The 14,960-nt window shown below is 40.1% G+C and carries 15 protein-coding genes; 7 read left to right on the top strand and 8 right to left on the bottom strand.

Features of this window, described 5'->3' with window-relative positions; genetic code table 11:
* Positions 1 to 8: 8 nt before the first annotated feature.
* The 6 genes from ACYVHJ_RS16070 (at position 9) to ACYVHJ_RS16045 (ending at position 8,979) form a co-directional block, all read left to right on the top strand.
* Positions 9 to 1,058: a polysaccharide deacetylase family protein gene (locus ACYVHJ_RS16070; RefSeq protein ID WP_460516607.1), complete on the top strand. Its 1,050-nt coding sequence runs from the start codon at positions 9 to 11 to the stop codon at positions 1,056 to 1,058.
* Positions 1,055 to 2,236, top strand: coding sequence for a sialidase family protein (locus tag ACYVHJ_RS16065; RefSeq protein ID WP_460516604.1), 1,182 nt, complete (start codon positions 1,055 to 1,057; stop codon positions 2,234 to 2,236). The genes ACYVHJ_RS16070 and ACYVHJ_RS16065 overlap by 4 nt, the downstream gene beginning before the upstream one ends.
* Before the next feature lie 245 nt (positions 2,237 to 2,481).
* Positions 2,482 to 4,722, top strand: coding sequence for a hypothetical protein (locus ACYVHJ_RS16060; RefSeq protein WP_460516601.1), 2,241 nt, complete (start codon positions 2,482 to 2,484; stop codon positions 4,720 to 4,722).
* A gap of 357 nt (positions 4,723 to 5,079) precedes the next feature.
* Positions 5,080 to 7,320: a hypothetical protein gene (locus tag ACYVHJ_RS16055; RefSeq protein ID WP_460516598.1), complete on the top strand. Its 2,241-nt coding sequence runs from the start codon at positions 5,080 to 5,082 to the stop codon at positions 7,318 to 7,320.
* 2 nt (positions 7,321 to 7,322) lie between these two features.
* Positions 7,323 to 8,135, top strand: a complete 813-nt coding sequence (locus ACYVHJ_RS16050) for an HpcH/HpaI aldolase family protein (RefSeq protein ID WP_460516595.1) — start codon at positions 7,323 to 7,325, stop codon at positions 8,133 to 8,135.
* A 34-nt stretch (positions 8,136 to 8,169) separates the two neighbouring features.
* Positions 8,170 to 8,979 (top strand): N-acetylmuramic acid 6-phosphate etherase, encoded by an 810-nt coding sequence (locus ACYVHJ_RS16045; protein ID WP_460516592.1) that lies wholly within the window; start codon positions 8,170 to 8,172, stop codon positions 8,977 to 8,979.
* 93 nt (positions 8,980 to 9,072) lie between these two features.
* Here the strand turns inward: ACYVHJ_RS16045 and atpC are convergent, their stop codons facing one another.
* The 3 genes from atpC to ACYVHJ_RS16030 form a co-directional block, all read right to left on the bottom strand.
* Positions 9,073 to 9,318 carry an ATP synthase F1 subunit epsilon gene (gene atpC, locus ACYVHJ_RS16040; RefSeq protein ID WP_339905753.1) on the bottom strand — a complete coding sequence of 82 codons (246 nt, stop codon included), beginning with the start codon at positions 9,316 to 9,318 and terminating at the stop codon, positions 9,073 to 9,075.
* A gap of 52 nt (positions 9,319 to 9,370) precedes the next feature.
* Complete coding sequence (atpD, locus tag ACYVHJ_RS16035) at positions 9,371 to 10,873, bottom strand: F0F1 ATP synthase subunit beta (protein WP_460516588.1); 1,503 nt, start codon at positions 10,871 to 10,873, stop codon at positions 9,371 to 9,373.
* A 174-nt stretch (positions 10,874 to 11,047) separates the two neighbouring features.
* The gene (locus ACYVHJ_RS16030) at positions 11,048 to 11,527 is read right to left on the bottom strand and encodes a C40 family peptidase (protein ID WP_460516585.1); all 480 of its coding nucleotides are present in this window, start codon (positions 11,525 to 11,527) and stop codon (positions 11,048 to 11,050) included.
* 417 nt (positions 11,528 to 11,944) lie between these two features.
* Here ACYVHJ_RS16030 and ACYVHJ_RS16025 point away from each other — a divergent pair, with 417 nt between their 5' ends.
* On the top strand, positions 11,945 to 12,190 hold the full coding sequence (locus ACYVHJ_RS16025) for a hypothetical protein (protein ID WP_339903305.1): 246 nt from the start codon (positions 11,945 to 11,947) through the stop codon (positions 12,188 to 12,190).
* Here the strand turns inward: ACYVHJ_RS16025 and coaE are convergent.
* Genes coaE through ACYVHJ_RS16000 form a run of 5 tightly spaced genes read right to left on the bottom strand, consistent with a single transcriptional unit; the run spans position 12,187 to position 14,955 of the window.
* The gene (gene coaE, locus ACYVHJ_RS16020) at positions 12,187 to 12,795 is read right to left on the bottom strand and encodes a dephospho-CoA kinase (protein ID WP_339903304.1); all 609 of its coding nucleotides are present in this window, start codon (positions 12,793 to 12,795) and stop codon (positions 12,187 to 12,189) included. The two genes, ACYVHJ_RS16025 and coaE, sit on opposite strands and share 4 nt — an antisense overlap.
* Positions 12,788 to 13,753: a YbbR-like domain-containing protein gene (locus tag ACYVHJ_RS16015; protein WP_460516581.1), complete on the bottom strand. Its 966-nt coding sequence runs from the start codon at positions 13,751 to 13,753 to the stop codon at positions 12,788 to 12,790. Before ACYVHJ_RS16015 ends, coaE begins: the two co-directional genes overlap by 8 nt.
* A gap of 12 nt (positions 13,754 to 13,765) precedes the next feature.
* Complete coding sequence (gene yajC, locus ACYVHJ_RS16010) at positions 13,766 to 14,086, bottom strand: preprotein translocase subunit YajC (RefSeq protein WP_339903303.1); 321 nt, start codon at positions 14,084 to 14,086, stop codon at positions 13,766 to 13,768.
* A 2-nt stretch (positions 14,087 to 14,088) separates the two neighbouring features.
* Positions 14,089 to 14,634, bottom strand: a complete 546-nt coding sequence (locus ACYVHJ_RS16005; RefSeq protein ID WP_339903302.1) for a DUF1573 domain-containing protein — start codon at positions 14,632 to 14,634, stop codon at positions 14,089 to 14,091.
* A gap of 12 nt (positions 14,635 to 14,646) precedes the next feature.
* Complete coding sequence (locus ACYVHJ_RS16000; RefSeq protein ID WP_303614049.1) at positions 14,647 to 14,955, bottom strand: YtxH domain-containing protein; 309 nt, start codon at positions 14,953 to 14,955, stop codon at positions 14,647 to 14,649.
* Between the last annotated feature and the right edge of the window lie 5 nt (positions 14,956 to 14,960).

The following is a 14,960-nucleotide window of genomic DNA, read 5'->3' as shown; positions in this document are numbered from 1 at the left end:
AATATAACATGCGAACTATATTTTGTAGCTTACTCATACTATTGTTTCAAAGCCAAGCAGTTTTAAGCCAACAAGAAATGACTTACGCTGAAAAATTGGGATTTCCTAAAGGAAAGAAGGTAGTTATCTTTCATGTAGATGATGCAGGTATGTCCTATGAATCCAATGAAGGAGCAAAGAAATCCATACATGGTGGTGTAGCTACTTCTTGTAGCATTATGATGCCTTGCCCCTGGGCTGCTAGTTTTGTGAAAGATGCGAAGATAGACCCAATGGATGCAGGGCTTCATTTGACACTAACCTCTGAGTGGAAACATTACCGTTGGCCTCCACTAGCAGGTAAAACGGCTGTGCCCGGTTTGGTGGATGAAGAAGGGGCCATGTGGTCTTCTGTAGCCGAAGTGGTAGCGAATGCCAGCCCAGATGAAGTAGAAATCGAGATTCGCGCCCAGATTGACCGGGCCTTGTCACTAGGATTGAAACCAACCCATATGGATAGTCATATGGGAACTCTATTTTATCATCCCCCTTTTCTAGAAAGATACATCAAAGTGGGTATAGAATATGGTATTCCGGTTATGTTTCCTGGAGGAAATAATAAATTACTTGGAATTTCCATGAACAACAACCTGATCAAACAACTCAAAAAACAAGGGAAATACAAAGAAGGCATGAAATTGCCTAATAACCCCATTATGGAAAGAGCCCCTGTGGTAGCCAAACAATTATGGGACGCTGGCTTGCCGGTTTTGGATGACCTTCACACTATAAGTGGAAACTGGTCTCCTGATCATGAAGTTAGTGATGAGGAACTTGGTGGCTATAAAGTGGAAAAATGTAAGGAATTGCTCAGGCTTATGGAGCCTGGCCTGGCCATGGTGATTGTACACAGTAACGGAGATCGAAATACATTTTACAGAATAAGTGGCTCGGGCAAATCCAGGTATGCAGATATGCTAGCCATGACCTCTCCGGAACTACAGAAATTCATTGAAGACGAGGGAATTATTTTAACCACTTGGTCTGAAGTAATGGAAAGAAGAAAAAAAGTGAAATGAATAAAATAGTATTTATAGGCTTATTTTTGCTTAGTACTTCTGCTTTTGGCCAGTACATCCCTAAAGATAAAGTGGTCGTTAGCGAAAGCTTGATTTTTCCGCTTCAGCAAAATCACGTGCATGGAAGCAGTATTGTCTCCTTGCCCAATGGAGACTTACTCACAGCATGGTTTGAAGGCTCAGGGGAACGAAAAGCAGATGATGTACGCATTATGGGAGCCAGGCTAAGGAAAAAGGATAGTCGATGGGGTGAACCGTTTCTACTGGCAGATACACCCAATATTCCCGATTGTAATCCGGTGCTTTTCCTAAACCAGGAAGGGAAGCTGTTTTTGGTTTGGATTGCCGTTCAGGGCAACCGATGGGAGCAGTCCATATTGCGATTTAGAACTAGTACAAGTTATGAAAATGCCGGCGCACCCATCTGGAGTTGGCAGGACAATATTTTGCTCAAACCCGGGGAAATATTTCATCAGGAAGTTGCCAAACGATTTGAAGAATTGCCTGAAAATAAGGCAGGTTGGTCTGAATATGCTCCCCAGTATGATCAAATGATCATCGAAGCCAGCAAGGACAGTAAAAAATCCAGTATTGGATGGATGACCAGGATAAAACCGATTGTGCTTAACTCAGGAAGGATTTTATTACCCCTTTATTCAGATGGTTTTAATTTTTCCATGATGGCCATTTCTGATGATGACGGAGCCACTTGGTTTCCAAGCAAGCCCTTGGTGGGTAGAGGTCCCATTCAGCCGGCACTAGGTCAAAGAGAAAGTGGAGAAATTATGGCCTTAATGAGGGATAGCGGTGATGCTCCTACCACAATCCATAAAAGCTATTCCCAAGATGATGGAATGACTTGGTCTGCCTCAGAGAAAACCAGCATACCGAATACTGCAAGTGTAGAACTGCTGGTATTGGACAATGGCACCTGGCTTTTCTTAGGAAATGATATAGATGATGGCAGGTACAGGATTTCTTTATACATCTCAGATGATGAAGGGCAAACATGGAGAGGAAAGATTTATTTGGAAGATGAAAAGAAAGAGGTTGGTGGCTTCTCTTACCCTTCTATGATACAGGATACAGATGGTATGATACACATCACTTATTCCTACCATTTGGATGAAAAAGGAAAATCCATTAAATATTTAAAAATTGATCCAAAAAACTTTTAAAGTAAGTAGCCCATATTGAAAGGTCTTATGTATTATATATAACTCAATCGCTTACTTGATTCAAGTAAGATAGATTAAGCTTTAGTAGTTAGGTTAGGTAAGTTTTGTCCGCTCATGTTTTATAACGGGGCGGACAAATTTATTTATACCCTTTCTAATAATAATGAATATTTAGCCGGTATGATTTTGATATTGTCGCACTATCAAGTGACTCATACACTTTAAATTAACCACATTAATTTACCATGAAATACTCACACTTAAAACTATTTGTTTTTGTTGGTTTGCTGTTTGGCTTTTCGCAAGCAGAAGGACAACAATTGCCATCCAACAGCCAAAGGGTGCACCAAGATGTTCCTTTTGTTCAGGAATATGCCATTAAGTATTATTCCGAAGGGGCATCAAGGCTAGATAAGGTCTATGCAGACAGGAATGGTACTGTTCAGATACTAGGTCAATCGGGTCTGCTAAGACCCCATGCAGGTGCTTTTTTATATCCGGGAACCTTGACTCAGGACAAGACTTACCTGGCCATGAAAGACAAAAATATTGTTGGCATCAGCACGGTAGAAGATCAATTTGTTTATCTGGATGACCAGGCAGTATTTAGCAATGCTTGGGCCGGGAGCCTATATGTAAAACATGAGTTGCCAAGTGCAAGCTCTTTTGCTCATGGAAAAGACTTCACCTTTTTGGTTTCAGATGGGGGCAATATCCATTTGGTAAACAAAGAAGGGGTTTCGTATAAAGGGAAGATCAGTGGATCTCCGGTAATAGAAATTACCTATGACGCTTCTTCTGAAAGGTTTTTACTATTGGCAGAGAACAAACTCATGTCATTTGCACCGGCAGATACGAAATTAACAACCCTTACTGAAGGAGCAGGGTTTACCAGTTTTGTTGTGCGCGAAGGCAAGAACAAACTCGCCATAGGCACCACAGATGGCTATTTTGAATGGGACTTACTTAGCGATAAAAAAGTAGGGACAAAGCAGCAGGCTTTGCCATGGCCTGTATTGACCAGCCTTACAGAAATCAACGGCTTGCTGTGGTTTGGCTCAGAGCAAGGAGCATTTATGGAAAAGGAAGACGGCAAGTTTAATTATTATTTAGGTGAGCGTTGGTTGCCGGGAGACAAGGTATTGCATATCAGCCAAAAGAATGCCGATGAAGTGTTGATTTTGACAGACAAGGGGTTAGGGAAAATAGTGTTTATGTCACAGACCTTGGCAGAAAAAGCAGCCTATTATGAGCAGCAGGTAAGAGATCGCCATATTCGACATGGTTTTAATGCCACCTTGACTCACATGGAAAAAGGGAATTTCAATACAGGAAGGGTCAAAGATTCAGACAATGACGGCTTATGGACTTCTATGTATTTGGCTGGGCAAGCCTTCCGCTATGCAACTACAGGTTCTGCCTTTGCCTTACAAAATGTGAAAGAGTCATTGGATGCAATGGAAAGGCTGTATACCATTAATGATATAGAAGGTTTTCCTGCAAGGTCATTTTCCAGAAGTGGCTTCAAAGATCAACTTGGAGGTTCTGAGCATTGGCAAGATATTGAAGATCCGGAATGGGTTTGGAAAGCTACCACAAGTAGTGATGAGATAATAGGCCATGTGTTTGTTTTTGGTGTGATTGCCGAACTGGTAGACAACGAAGCATTGCGAAAGCAATCCATAGGATTATTGGATCAGGTAATGACGCATATTGTGGAAAATGATTGGTACCTGATTGATTTTGACGGCAAACATACGACCTGGGGAAGGTGGAACCCTGAATATGTAAATGGTTTTCCTACGATGGTTGGTGACAGGAAACTAAATTCTTCCAATATCATTGCCATGTTACAAACAGCTTATCACTTTACAGGTAAGGAGATGTACAGAAAGGAAGCTTACAAATTAATGGACAAACATGGTTACTTGGAAAACCTGATGCGTCCAATGAAAGAAATAGGGCAAGCCAAAGAGGGAAGCGATGATTGGGCGGCCATGTTGTCACAAAAATGGAATCATTCGGATGACGAGATGTATTTCCTTGGTTACTGGGGCTTGTACCGATATGCCTTTACGGATGAGTTGAAAGAGAAGTACAAGGAGGCCATCAAAGACCATTGGGAGGCAGAACGTCCTGAAAAAGATGGATTGTGGAATATTTTTGGGGCTTTGATAGACCGAGAAAAATTTGACCTTGAAGAGGCTATTTGGTACCTACAGGAATACCCCCTTGACTTGATTAATTGGAACGTTAAAAATAGCCATAGAAAAGATATTGAACTATTGGAACCAAATTTCCGGAACCAAAGCACCAAAGAGGTGCTTCCACCAGATGAATTAAAAATGCGCCGTCACAATGGCAATAGGTTTGAGTTGGATGGCGGAAGAGATGGAAAAGAAGAAATGAGTGCCGGCGATATATGGCTTTTACCATACTGGATGGGAAGGTATTTGGATGTGATTAGCCAGCCTGTTAGTAAATAAAAAAATGCCAGGTTTGGGTAAAGGGTTATAATTCTGCATGGCCATAATAAAGTGAGAAGGCAGAGCTATTTAACCTTATCCAAACTATATTTTAGCCCCTCATCAACAAAATATAATTGAAATAGTACATCTATAATCAATTGCTGTATAACTAAAGAGTGGATCGTTAGCTTATTGGGAGACATCGTAATAATTAACTTTCTGTTTATTTAGGGAATTGTTTGTCCGCTCATGTTTCTTAACAGGGCGGACAAATTTATTTATTGCCGGTATCAGGAAATTGGATTATCCAATTGTTTTGCTACTGATTTGCAATTGATCTATCTGTCTATTATTTATCAACCATTTTATTTAAACATGAAAAAAATAAATTTCAAGCTTCTCATTTTTGTTGGTTTGCTTCTTGGGTTTTCGCAAGCACAAGGGCAACAATTACCATCCAACAGCCAAAGGGTGCACCGGGATGTTCCTTTTGTTCAGGAGTATGCCATTAAGTATTATTCCGAAGGGGCATCAAGGCTAGACAAGGTCTATGCAGACAGGAATGGTACTGTTCAGATACTAGGTCAATCGGGTCTGCTAAGACCCCATGCAGGTGCTTTTTTATATCCGGGAACCTTGACACAGGACAAGACTTACCTGGCCATGAAAGACAAAAATATTGTTGGCATCAGCACGGTAGAAGATCAATTTGTTTACTTGGATGACCAGGCAGTATTTAGCAATGCTTGGGCCGGGAGTTTATATTTAAAACATGAGTTGCCAAGTGCAAGCTCTTTTGCTCATGGAAAAGACTTTAATTTTTTGGTTTCAGATGGGGGCAATATCCATTTGGTAAACAAAGAAGGGGTTTCGTATAAAGGGAAGGTCAGTGGATCTCCGGTAATAGAAATTACCTATGATGCTTTTTCTGAAAGGTTTTTGCTATTGGCAGCAAACAAGTTGATGGCATTTTCACCGGCAGATACGAAATTAACAACCCTTACTGAAGGAGCAGGGTTTACCAGTTTTGTGGTACGCGAAGGCAAGAATAAACTCGCCATAGGCACCACAGATGGCTATTTTGAATGGGACTTACTTAGCGATAAAAAAGTAGGGACAAAGCAGCAGGCTTTGCCATGGCCTGTATTGACCAGCCTTACAGAAATCAACGGCTTGCTGTGGTTTGGCTCAGAGCAAGGAGCATTTATGGAAAAGGAAGACGGCAAGTTTAATTATTATTTAGGTGAGCGGTGGTTGCCGGGAGACAAGGTATTGCATATCAGCCAAAAGAATGCCGATGAAGTGTTGATCTTGACAGATAAAGGGCTAGGGAAGTTGGTATTCATGTCACAGACCCTGGCAGAAAAAGCAGCCTATTATGAGCAACAGGTAAGGCATCGCCATATTCGACATGGTTTTAATGCCACCTTGATCCAAATGGAAAAGGGGAATTTTGATACCGGAAGATTGGCTGATTCAGACAATGACGGCTTATGGACTTCTATGTATTTGGGAGGAGAGGCATTTCGCTATGCGGTGACCGGATCTGCAGCGGCCTTACAAAACGTAAAAGAGTCATTGGACGCGATGGAAAGGCTTTACACCATTAACCCTGTAGAGGGATTCCCTTCAAGATCTTTCTTCAGAAGCGGATATATTGAGAAATTAGCTGATCCCGACAGGTGGCAACATGCCACTGATCCTGAATGGGATTGGAAAGCTACCACAAGTAGTGATGAGGTAATAGGCCATGTATTTGTTTTTGGTGTGATTGCCGAACTGGTAGACAACGAAGCATTGAGAAAGCAAGCCATAGGATTGTTGGATCAGGTAATGACGCATATTGTAGAGAATGATTGGTACCTGATTGATTATGACGGCAAACATACGACCTGGGGAAGGTGGAATCCCGAATATGTAAATGGTTTTCCTACCATGGTTGGCGACAGGAAATTAAACTCCTCTAATATCATTGCCATGTTACAAACGGCTTACCATTTTACCGGCAAGGAAATGTACAAAAAGGAAGCTTACAATTTAATGGATAAACATGGCTACCTAGAAAACCTTATGCGCCCCATGGAAGGAATTGGAAAAGCAGAAGAAGGGAGTGATGACTGGGCGGCTATGTTATCCGAGTCGTGGAACCATTCAGATGACGAGATGTATTTCCTTGGTTACTGGGGCTTGTACCGATATGCCTTTACGGATGAGTTGAAAGAGAAGTACAAGGAGGCAATCAAAGACCATTGGGAAGCCGAACGTCCAGAGAGAGACGGTTTGTGGAATATTTTTGGGGCTTTGGTAGATCGAGAAAATTTTGACCTTGAGGAAGCAGTTTGGTATCTTCAGGAGCATCCTCTGGATATGATTAGCTGGAGCACAAAGAACAGCCATAGAAAAGACCTTGAGCTATTAGAGGAAAATTTCAGAAGACAAAGCACAAGTGAAGTCCTTCCTCCTGATGAACTAATGATTCGCAGGCACAATGGAAACCGCTTCACTTTGGATGGAGGCAATGGAGGAAGTCAGGAGTATAGTGCCGGCGATATATGGCTATTGCCTTACTGGATGGGAAGATATTTAAACGTAATCAGCGATCCATTAATCAAATAAAAATGAACTTTAATAATAAAATTCAGTCCGGAGAATTGGTGCTTGGCACTTGTGTTACCTCAAATAATCCCTTGTGGCCTAAAGCACTGGCCTCCTCCGGTTTGGATTTTGTTTTTATTGATACCGAACATATCTCTCTTTCACGAAAAGAACTTGCTACCTTATGTGATACTTATAAAGGAAGAGGGATTGTTCCCATAGTAAGGGTTTATAAAGCTGACCATCACTTGATCTGCCAGGCCATTGATGCCGGGGCTACGGGGGTGGTAATCCCCTATGTTGAATCCGTTCAAGAGGTTCAGGTATTAATTGGTGCAACCAAATTCAGACCTTTAAAAGGAGAAAAATTAAACCTGTATTTAGAGGACAGAGAGAAAATACCCCAGGGCTTGGAGGATTATTTGGCCAATTACAACAAAGGGCACTTGAGTATAGTGAATATCGAAAGTGTGCCTGCATTGCAGCAATTGGATGAATTATTATCTTTACGGGGTCTTGATGGCGTATTTATAGGCCCACATGATTTGTCTGTAAGTATGGGGATTCCTGAGGCTTATGATCATCCTGATTTTGTTAAGGCCGTAAGGCAGATCATCCAAACAAGTAGAAAGTTAGGCTTAATGGTAGGAATTCATTTTTCTGAAACCATTGAAAGACAAATTTTCTGGATAAAGGAGGGGGTGAATATGGTGGTTCATAGTTCGGATTATGCGTTATTTACACAAATGCTAAACAAAGACTTGGGGCAAGTGAGGTCCAACTTTGGGGATGCTGCCACCAAAAATCCAGGAACCTCCGATAGTCCTGTCATATAAAATTTTCTCGTGAACTTATTTAAACTGATATAAAATGACAAAAATAACAGAACAACCCTCCTTGTACAGACATTTGGAGAAAATGTCCATAGAGGAGTTGACTGCCAATATTAACAATGAAGACAAGAAAGTGGCCCTTGCCATTGAAAAAGCATTGCCGGAAATCAATCTGTTGATTAAAAACATTGTTGATAAACTTGAAAATGGCGGCAGGCTATTTTATTTAGGTGCCGGAAGTGGCGGCAGACTTTCTGTATTGGATGCGATAGAGCTTCCTACCACTTACGGAATACCCAAGGGTAAAGTGAATGTTATTTTGGCAGGTGGAGTGGATCGTTTGATAGAGGCGAGGGAAGAAAAAGAGGATGATCCCAATGCCGGTTGGGAAGCATTGAAAGGTTATGAAGTTTCTGACAAAGATTTTGTTTTAGGGATTTCGGCAAGTGGGACTACTCCCTTTGTTTTGGGGGCTTTAAAATCTTGCAAAGCAAATGCTGTGTCAACCGGTTGCATTGTAAGCAATCCCGAGTCACCTATTGCGGCAAATGCAGATTTCCCTGTGGAGGTACTCACCGGACCGGAATTTGTTTCCGGAAGTACCCGAATGAAGTGTGGCACTGCACAGAAAATGATTTTTGACATGATTTCCACCACCAGTATGATTCGCTTAGGCAGGGTGGAAGACAATAAAATGGTCAACGTTTTATTGATCAATGACAAGATTGTTGATAGAAGCGTAAAAATGCTTATGGAGCGTGCAGCAATGAGTAATTATGAGGAGGCCAAAGCCTTATTGATGGACAAAGGCTCCGTTAAATCAGCCCTAGAATCTTTAGGGAAATAGAAGAAAGAAAAATAGGGCAAAGCCTGATAAACAAAAAGGGTTCTGAAAATTTAATTTCAGAACCCTTTTTATTTTTTCGAGAAAAGATGTAAATCAATCCACTACCTTTTCAGCCAATACAATAATTTTATTGTCATTAACCTCCACTACTCCTCCATCTACCACCAATGACTTTTGTCCTTCAGCGGTGGTGTAAGAAACGGCACCTTTTTCAAGGGCAGATATTAAAGCAGCGTGGTTTTTCAATACTTGAAAGGAACCATCGGCTCCGGGAAAGGTGGCTTCAGACACTTCTCCTTCAAATACTTTTTGGTCCGGTGTAATGATCTCTAAATGCATGATTTATTTTATTAAAGGGTAATACTTTCCGTACTACCCTAATAAATGGCTATTATTTTTCTTCTGCCAACATTTTCTCCCCTTTGGCAATGGCATCTTCAATGCTACCTACAAGGTTAAATGCTGATTCAGGCAAGTGATCCAACTCTCCATCCATGATCATATTGAATCCTTTGATGGTATCTTTGATATCTACCAACACACCTTTAAGGCCAGTAAATTGCTCGGCAACGTGGAAAGGTTGAGAAAGGAATCTTTGTACCCTTCTGGCACGGTGTACGACCATTTTATCTTCTTCAGAAAGCTCTTCCATACCCAAGATGGCAATGATATCTTGAAGTTCTTTGTAGCGCTGTAGAAGCTCTTTTATATTGGTGGCACAGTTATAATGCTCATCACCTACTACAGATGGTTCAAGAATTCTGGAAGTAGAATCCAAAGGATCCACTGCCGGGTAAATTCCTAGCTCTGCAATTTTTCTTGAAAGTACAGTTTGTGCATCAAGGTGGGCAAAAGTTGTTGCCGGCGCCGGATCCGTCAAATCATCAGCAGGAACATATACCGCTTGTACAGAAGTAATGGAGCCGTTTTTAGTTGATGTAATACGCTCCTGCATTGCACCCATTTCGGTGGCAAGTGTAGGCTGGTAACCTACCGCAGATGGCATCCTTCCCAAAAGTGCAGATACTTCAGATCCTGCTTGGGTAAAACGGAAAATATTATCAATAAAGAATAGGATATCTTTACCGGCACCATCTCCTTCACCATCACGGTAATATTCAGCTAGTGTAAGTCCGGTCAATGCTACCCTTGCACGCGCCCCAGGAGGTTCGTTCATTTGCCCGAAGACAAAGGTTGCTTTAGAATCTTTAAGTTTGTTTAGATCCACTTTGGATAGATCCCAACCACCTTCATTTTCTAATGATTCAACAAAATCGTCACCGTAAGTTACGATTCCTGATTCAATCATTTCTCTAAGAAGGTCATTTCCTTCCCTTGTTCTTTCTCCTACACCTGCAAATACAGATAGACCGGAGTATGCTTTCGCAATATTATTGATGAGTTCTTGGATCAGTACTGTTTTACCAACACCTGCTCCTCCAAACAAACCAATTTTACCACCTTTTGCATACGGCTCAATCAAATCAATTACTTTGATACCTGTATACAAAACTTCTGTGGAAGTAGACAGATCTTCAAATTTTGGTGCAGATCTATGTATAGGAAGTCTTTCTTGAGATTCAGGTTGTGGCAATCCATCAATGGCTTCTCCTACCACGTTAAATAACCTTCCTTTGATATTGTCACCGGTAGGTACTGATATAGGTGTACCGAGGTCTCTTACCTCCATACCCCTTACCATACCCTCCGAAGAGTCCATAGCAATGGTTCTTACCCGGTCTTCACCTAGGTGTTGTTGTACTTCAAGAACAACCCTCTGGCCATTCTCTTTTGTGATTTCTAGTGCATCAAGGATATTAGGCAGTTTACTTCCCTCAAAGGAAACATCCACAACAGGACCAATTACCTGAGTTATCTTACCAGTATTCGCCATTGTTATATTTTAAGATGAATTGGAACAATACTTTTTAATTCGAGTGCAAAATTAGTTAATATTGCTGAATACCAAAGGATGTTTTAAAAATTAATAAACTTTGGCCCAAATTTTTATATTACTATTAACTTAATTATCGTTTTTAGGCACTTTTCGGGGATTTTGACCATCTGACTAGAAAATCCTTCTGCCCCTTACCCACCTTTTCGACCAATATTTGGATTGTAAATTGTCTTCTGTTACTCCCAATGAAGTGGAAGCATGGATAAAATAGGTTTTTCCCATCCTCTTTTCTAAGACAATACCTGCATGAGTTACTTTATTTCTCCTCCTTCCGGTAGCAAAAAAGATCACATCCCCTTTTTTTAATTTACTTCTTGATATCCTTTTGCCAATTTTACTCTGTTCGGCCGATACTCGTGGAAGTTTTACTCCTACGCTTTGAAAGGAAAGGTAAACTAAAGCCGAACAATCCATTCCTGATCGGGTATTGCCTCCATACCTATAAGGTGTGCCTTGATAAGATTTAGCTGTGTTAATGACTTGTTGGATATTTTGCTGTCGAATTTTACGGCTGGAAGAGCAAGAGCTATTAAACAGAAGTACTAAACCAAAAATGAAAAATAAATAAGCGTATTTGTTATGCTTTGTCATAAATGAAATATGTTAATAGTAGGACCAAAGCCTATTGTCTATCGCCTCTATGCTATAGGGAAAGATGACAAGCGCTATTACCCTATTACTGTTAAAACCTAATTTATTTTGCTGTTTCCAAATTTCCTAAACCTAGCAATAGTATCCTTTTCGTTTTCAGTTTCTTTTTTAATCTGCCAGAGTTCATTCGATTTTTTTTAAGGAGCGGATCAAACCCGGCTTAATGAAGCAGGAAAACCTGTAGCACTATTTGAGTTTAAAAATGTTAAGTTAGTTTAATTCAATCAAATTACTTTGCTCTAAGGATGCAATTTTTGATTAAATTTTTTAATTTTATTCATCAGAAAACAGTGGTCACCCCTAATTGAATTGCATTTTACCCAAAAGCCTAATATAATCACTTTAACAAAGCATTTGATGAGTAAAGAGGACTTTAACAGGCTGAGTATCCAAAAGAAAACACAAAAGCTGTACACAGAAGGCACCTTTGTGGTGGCCATTCGGTACTATACCCATAAAGTAAACTTGTACTTATTGGGTAATGAATATGTTGAGGTTTTTTATAACCATAAGCAGGATCGAATTGATAAAATAGATTTTTTAAATCACAGGCATTCTCGAATGAAATTCTACCTGGATCAAATCAGCCTGAGTGAAATTTAATTGGCCCTGCTAAGCAAATGCTCATGGATTTTTATTATTTGAGGGATTACCAAGGTGGATTCATCATTGGTAATTAAAAAATCTGCCAGTTTATTTTTTTCTTTGTCAGTAAATTGTTTCTGAATTATTTGTCGGATTTGTGTTGTGCTACGCTGGGGATCTCTGGACTTGACCCTTTCTATTCGAATAGATTCCGAAGCAGTAACATGAATTGTAGCATCCAGCGATTTATAAGAACCTGTTTCGAACAATAAAGCCGCTTCCTTTAATACATAAGCTGTGTGCTGGCTATCTGCCCATCGTTTAAAGTCTTCTCCAACTACAGGGTGAACCAGTTCATTTATTCGTGAGGTTTTTTCGGGGTCAGAGAAAATGATATTTGCCAAGTAGGAACGATTCAGCCCTCCATCTTTGTCATAGGATTCCTCGCCAAACTCCTTCGATATATTTTTTTTCAAGGTTTGGTGATAAATCATAAGCCATTTGGCCCGCTCATCAGCATTGTAAACCGGAAGGTCAAGGAGGGAAAATATTTTTGAAATCAAAGTTTTTCCTGCACCTATTCCCCCACTAATCCCAACAAGCAAAGGTTTTTTCTTATTCATAGATCAAATCAAAACTGCTTGGTGTGAAAGATACCTCCCGGATATAAGCGGGATTTACATTCAAAGTCACAGCGATGGAGCTGTCTTCCCTATTTCTATTGTTGTAATTTAATATTGCTTTAAGGTTTAGCGATTCCAACTCACCCTGTTTTCTTTCGTCCACCAATAGTTGAACACTCACATTGTTTGTCGCACTATTGGTACTTACATTGTTGGGGAAATACAATTGATCAATGCTTAATTCTAACTTTTTCTCGATAAAAGCGACTACCTGAAAGCTTATTTGTACGGTTTCCTCTTCTAATTGTAAAAAGTTCCTTTTGGTTTTGTCCAGTTCCAGAGGCAATAATTTGGAATAATGGTTCTTGATATTGTTTTCTCCCAGTTGCACCATTAGTTTGCCATCAAATTGTTCGATGACAGAAATTGGCCCTTTCACTGTTACAAATTCAGGGTCTACCAAAATTGGGGAGGCATAATCATAATTTTCGGCAAGGGTATTGGGTAATGTATCAGGAATTATTTTAATTTTCTTAGATACGATCTTATCAATATTAAAAAATAAAGTGTCTTGGGTAATTCGCACCAAATTGGTGGCTGAAATATGTTCAGCCATTTCCTGACTGATTTGCTCTGTTACTAGATAAGGTTGGTGGGAGGGGTCGTCAAGGGTGATTTCCAGCGGGTTCTGGCTTATGTTTAAGTGTTTTTTTAAAAGATCCCAACCATTTCCGTTGATCTCTATTTTAATTACCTGTGGTAAAGGTTTCACCGCCATGTATTCCTCCTCATCATAATCAATGGATATAGGCTGGTTAACTATGGTGGTATAATTGTCTTTATTTAAAGCATTGAGTAACCAAAAGGTGGTAGCAGTGACAACGCACAATACTACCACCTTCAAATTGGAAGTTTTATCTGGTCTAAATTTCCGGAAATAGTTACTAAGTGTACTCAAGTGTACAGAAAATTATTTTTCACTGGATAATTTTTTTGTGTAATCAAGAGACAAGGCGGATTTCTCCACTCGTATTTTCATTCCTTTGTCGAGGTCGATTGTTACAATGTCTCCCTCCACGGCATATACTTTACCATGGATTCCACCTACGGTAACTACCTGTTCTCCCTTTTTAATTTCAGAGATAAATTTGGTGGTTTCTTTTTGCTTTTTTTGTTGAGGTCTGATCATGAAGAAGTACATGATTAGAATGATACTGCCAAAAAGAAATACCTGACCCATGATGCCACTACCTGCAGCACCGTCTACTTGAAGTAATATTGAATTATACATTTTTATCTTTTTACTGGACCTGCACTAGGTGTGGTGGATGTTCCTGTTGATCTATTAACTGTTCCTTTTAGCCTTAACCTTGTTACACTTGGAGAAGTGTTGGCTTGAATTGTAACTGTTGGACTTTGAACACCGGATTTTCCTCTGGAGTTAAATACAACTTTAATAAAACCTTCATCACCCGGTTTAACGGGCTCTTTTGACCATTCAGGACTAGTACAGCCGCAAGAAGCCTGAATATTGGAAATAATCAAAGGCACTTGCCCTTCATTTTTAAACTTGAAAACGTGCTCAACTACTTTTCCCTCGTCAATGGTGCCAAAATCAAAGATTTCTTCTTCAAAACCAAAGGCTCCTACAGTGGCAGGGTCTGCAGGCTGTACATTTTGGGCAGTAGAAGGAGTGACCACCTGATTTTGTTCAAGCTGAGAAATCTTTTGCTCCAGTTCCTGTATTTTATCATCGTTCCCGCTTCCTTTTTCACTACAGGCTCCCGCCATTATCAGTGTGAGGCCCAATAGCCACACTGAAAGATTAGAATACTTCATAAATAGACTGTTTTAATTTTTATTGTTGTCGTTGTTGATTTGATCAATAAGTTTATTGACGTCGTTAAGCAAATTCTCTGCTTTGGATTTTGCTTCCGTAATGACTTTATCTCCTTCAGATCTAGCAATATTATCTGGCAGGTGTTTTTCATCTACCATCTCATTGATTAGGTCTTCCAGTTCATTGCGATATTTTGCTAACCTGTAGGATAATTTATCTCGCGTATTATTTCCTGCATCAGGGGCAAAAAGCACCCCTAGCGTAGCACCCAATCCTGCTCCTAGAGCAAATGCGAATATTGAATTACTTTTTTTACCCATTTTAT

Source organism: Cyclobacterium sediminis (assembly GCF_054781075.1).
This window is presented reverse-complemented; position numbering and strand designations above follow the sequence as displayed.

Bases quoted from the DNA above. Each gene is read 5' to 3' on its own strand.
- ACYVHJ_RS16070 (WP_460516607.1), top strand. From the start codon at position 9: ATGCGAACTATATTTTGTAGCTTACTCATACTATTGTTTCAAAGCCAA.
- ACYVHJ_RS16065 (WP_460516604.1), top strand. From the start codon at position 1,055: ATGAATAAAATAGTATTTATAGGCTTATTTTTGCTTAGTACTTCTGCT.
- ACYVHJ_RS16060 (WP_460516601.1), top strand. From the start codon at position 2,482: ATGAAATACTCACACTTAAAACTATTTGTTTTTGTTGGTTTGCTGTTT.
- ACYVHJ_RS16055 (WP_460516598.1), top strand. From the start codon at position 5,080: ATGAAAAAAATAAATTTCAAGCTTCTCATTTTTGTTGGTTTGCTTCTT.
- ACYVHJ_RS16050 (WP_460516595.1), top strand. From the start codon at position 7,323: ATGAACTTTAATAATAAAATTCAGTCCGGAGAATTGGTGCTTGGCACT.
- ACYVHJ_RS16045 (WP_460516592.1), top strand. From the start codon at position 8,170: ATGACAAAAATAACAGAACAACCCTCCTTGTACAGACATTTGGAGAAA.
- atpC (WP_339905753.1), bottom strand. From the start codon at position 9,318: ATGCATTTAGAGATCATTACACCGGACCAAAAAGTATTTGAAGGAGAA.
- atpD (WP_460516588.1), bottom strand. From the start codon at position 10,873: ATGGCGAATACTGGTAAGATAACTCAGGTAATTGGTCCTGTTGTGGAT.
- ACYVHJ_RS16030 (WP_460516585.1), bottom strand. From the start codon at position 11,527: ATGACAAAGCATAACAAATACGCTTATTTATTTTTCATTTTTGGTTTA.
- ACYVHJ_RS16025 (WP_339903305.1), top strand. From the start codon at position 11,945: ATGAGTAAAGAGGACTTTAACAGGCTGAGTATCCAAAAGAAAACACAA.
- coaE (WP_339903304.1), bottom strand. From the start codon at position 12,795: ATGAATAAGAAAAAACCTTTGCTTGTTGGGATTAGTGGGGGAATAGGT.
- yajC (WP_339903303.1), bottom strand. From the start codon at position 14,086: ATGTATAATTCAATATTACTTCAAGTAGACGGTGCTGCAGGTAGTGGC.
- ACYVHJ_RS16005 (WP_339903302.1), bottom strand. From the start codon at position 14,634: ATGAAGTATTCTAATCTTTCAGTGTGGCTATTGGGCCTCACACTGATA.
- ACYVHJ_RS16000 (WP_303614049.1), bottom strand. From the start codon at position 14,955: ATGGGTAAAAAAAGTAATTCAATATTCGCATTTGCTCTAGGAGCAGGA.